Below are 3,384 nucleotides of genomic sequence, written 5' to 3'. Positions count from 1 at the left end.
CCGGTCAGGTTGCGGCGGGTGGCGTCGGGCTTGATGATCGAAAAGGTGCGGGTAACCGCCATGGGACTATTCCTTGGACAAGGGCGTTATTGTTGGGCGCGCCCCTAGCCGGGAATGGGGTTGTCCGCAAGGTGGGCATTGCGGCCCGGTTCGGGGCCCACCCCGTACGGCTAGGCGATAAATCGCCAAGCCTTCCGGCCCTCCCGCAAGCGGGAGGGCGATCGCGCCTTCTTCTCCCCTCCCGCTTGCGGGAGGGGCCGGGGGTGGACCTGACGCCTTGGCCCTTACTCTTCCGCCTTCTTGGCCCAGCGGCCGTCTTCCTGCGCCCAGTATTCCTTCTTAACCCCTTCGCGCCCGCGCAAGTCACGCCAGACCTCGCGGGCCTGCGGCTTGGTCTCGTCGTCGAAGAGGTAGAACGTGCGCTCGAACGGCTCCTCGCCCTCGCACCACACGCCGTCGGCGATGACGAGGAAACGGGCGCCGTTCACCGGGTCGGGAATGTCGGACAGGAGGATCGGCTGACGCTCCTCGCCGCCCTCGCCCATCTGGCCGTTGGCGAGGAAGCCGTCCGGCCGGTGCGACCACAGCGCCGCCGAGATCCGGCCGCGCTGCTGCTCGTCGGCGGAGACCACGAGCACGCGCCCCCCGCCCTCGACGATGCGCCGGGCCAGCAACGGCACGACCGCATGGGCCGGGTCGCGGCTGAGTTCATAGAACATGACCTGCACTCAACCGCGTCCTTCTCTGGCTCAGACTTCGATCGTGTCGCGCACGAAGCGATCGAGCAGGCGCACGCCGAAGCCGGTCGCGCCCTTGTCCCAGGTAGCGCCGGGCTTGTCGGTCCACACCGTGCCCGCGATGTCGAGATGCGCCCAGGGGGTGTCGTTCTCGATGAAGCGCAACAGGAACTGCGCCGCCGTGATCGAGCCGCCGAAGCGGGGGCCGACGTTCTTCATGTCGGCGATCGGGCTGTCGATCATCTTGTCGTATGCCGGCCCCATCGGCATGCGCCACAGGCGATCGCCGGAGGCATCGCCCGCCGCGTTCAACTCGGCCGCAAGACCGTCGTTGTTCGAGAACAGGCCCGCATATTCGTGCGAGAGGCTGAGGATGATCGCGCCGGTCAGGGTCGCGAGGTCGATCACCTTGGCGGGCGCATATTCGCGCTGAACCCAGGTCAGTGCGTCGCACAGGACGAGGCGGCCTTCGGCGTCGGTGTTGATGACCTCGATGGTCTGGCCCGACATGGAGGTCACCACGTCGCCCGGGCGCTGGGCATTGCCGTCAGGCATGTTCTCGACAAGGCCGCACACGCCGATGACGTTGGCCTTCGCCTTGCGCAGCGCGAGGGCGAGCATGGTGCCGGCCACCGCACCGGCGCCGCCCATGTCCCACTTCATGTCTTCCATGCCTGCGGGCGGCTTGAGGCTGATGCCGCCGGTGTCGAAAGTCACGCCCTTGCCGACGAAGGCGACTGGCTTCGCACCCTCTTCGCCGCCCAGCCACTCCATAACCAGCAGGCGCGCAGGCCGAACCGAACCCTGCGCAACACCGAGCAGCGAGCCCATGCCGAGCGCCGCCATCTCCTTGTCGTCGAGCACGCGAATCTTGAGGCCAGAGCCCTCCATGCGCGCCTTGCAGCGCTCCACGAAGCTCTCGGGATAGATCACGTTCGCGGGCTCGGTGACGAGTTCGCGGGTGAAGGAAACGCCCTGCGCGATCGCCTGCTCGATCTCCCAAACCGCCTCGGTGCCTTCGGGCGCGCCGACGAGCGAGACTTCGGCGAGGCTCGGCTTCGCATCGGCGGCCAGCTTGGTGCGATAGACGTCATGGCGCCACGAACGCAGCTGCGCGCCGAGCAGCGCCCCTGCCGCTTCCTCCGCCGAGAGACCCGCGCCGGTGACGTCGAGCGTCAGCGCGGTCTCGCCGCTGGTGAGGTACTTGGCGACGACAGCCGCGCCGGCCTTTTCCACCGCAGCCTTGCGGTCTTTCGCCGAAGCCTCGCCGATTCCCGCCAGCGCCACGCGCACGGCTTTACCGCTGCGCTCGACGAAACCTTCGAAGACCTGGCCCGCCTTGCCCGTGAAACGCGCACGCTTCGCGCCTTCCGCCAGCACCGCTTCGAGGTCTGCAGGCACGGCGTCCTGATTGACGAGACGCGCGATGACGCCTGAAGCCGACTCATCCGCCGCGCCAAGGAACTGGATTTTCATGGATTCTCCTGGATTTCCCCGGTGAAACGCCGATCTTGTGCGCTTCACCGCATGACTGGATTGCAGTTAGGCACAGGCGATGCGATAGGCAACCCATGCTCCCAGCCGTGCAGACTTCGCTGCAAGCCCCGTTCCGCCGCTTGCGTCCGCTTTCGCTGCACGCGCTCGCCCTCGGAATCGCGACGCTTTGCGCGCCCCACGCCGCTTTTGCGCAGGACGTGGCCCGCCCCGTTGATACCGGCCCGATCGCCGGCGCGCCCGCCGCCCCGCCGGTGTCCACCGGCGAGACCGAGCCCGTCGCCTTCGAGGCCGACGACGTCCAGTACGAGCAGAACAGCGAAGTCGTCACCGCGACCGGCAACGTCGTCCTGCGCCGCCGTGATCCCCAGGGACAGGTCCAGTCGGTCCGCGCCGACAAGGTCACCTGGAACCGCCAGAGCGGCAAGATCCTTGCCGACGGCAATGTCCGCATGGTCGATCAGGACGGCAACCAGCTCTATACCGGACAAGTCGAGCTGACCGACGAACTCAAGACCGGCATGATGGAGAACCTGCTCCTCGTCATGCGCGAAGGCGGCCGCCTCGCCGCACTCAAGGGCGAGCGGATCGCCAACGGCGACGTCATTCTCCACAAGGCGGCCTACACCGGCTGCGACGTCACCGACGATGACGGCTGCCCTAAGAAGCCCAGCTGGCGCATCGTCGCCAAGCAGGTCATCTATTCCGACACGCAGAAGCGCGTGCGCTTCAAGGACGCCCGGATCGAGCTGTTCAGCGCGGTGCAACTGCCGCTGTTCGGCCTGACGATCAGCACCGACGGCCACGCCGTCTCCGGCTTCCTGATGCCCGACCTCAAGTCGAGCCCGTCGAACGGCATCGAGATCGCGCAGTCGTACTACTGGAAGCTCGCGGAGAACCGCGACCTCACCGGCACGGTCTCGGCCTTCACCAAGGCCGCGCCGATGGCATCGCTGCAGTACCGCGCGCTGACCGACAAGGGCGCCTACCAGATCACCGGCCTCGCCACCGCCAGCAGCAGCATCCCGATCTACAGCGGCACGGGTGAGGAGATCACCAGCGGAAACCGTTCGTTCCGCGGCTACATCTTCGCCAACGGCAAGTTCCAGCTGGACGACAACTGGAGCGTCACCGCCTCGATCCGGCGCGCGAC

At 67.3% G+C, this 3,384-nt stretch carries 3 protein-coding genes and 1 pseudogene; 1 reads left to right on the top strand and 3 read right to left on the bottom strand.

Annotated features, from left to right (window positions below):
• The 3 genes and pseudogenes from ndk to LH128_RS26875 all read right to left on the bottom strand — a co-directional run.
• Positions 1-62 (bottom strand): annotated as a pseudogene (gene ndk, locus LH128_RS33835) (nucleoside-diphosphate kinase); the annotation flags it as partial.
• Between the two features lie 222 nt (positions 63-284).
• Positions 285-719 (bottom strand): DNA polymerase III subunit chi, encoded by a 435-nt coding sequence (locus tag LH128_RS26880; RefSeq protein WP_248005897.1) that lies wholly within the window; start codon positions 717-719, stop codon positions 285-287.
• A 30-nt stretch (positions 720-749) separates the two neighbouring features.
• On the bottom strand, positions 750-2,213 hold the full coding sequence (locus LH128_RS26875) for a leucyl aminopeptidase (RefSeq protein WP_008832851.1): 1,464 nt from the start codon (positions 2,211-2,213) through the stop codon (positions 750-752).
• Positions 2,214-2,308: 95 nt separating this feature from the next.
• Here LH128_RS26875 and LH128_RS26870 point away from each other — a divergent pair.
• Positions 2,309-3,384, top strand: a 1,076-nt coding sequence (locus tag LH128_RS26870; protein WP_008832850.1) for an LPS-assembly protein LptD, incomplete at its 3' end; no start/stop codon positions are given.

Source organism: Sphingomonas sp. LH128 (assembly GCF_000293195.2).
GTDB lineage: Bacteria > Pseudomonadota > Alphaproteobacteria > Sphingomonadales > Sphingomonadaceae > Novosphingobium > Novosphingobium resinovorum_A.
This window is presented reverse-complemented; position numbering and strand designations above follow the sequence as displayed.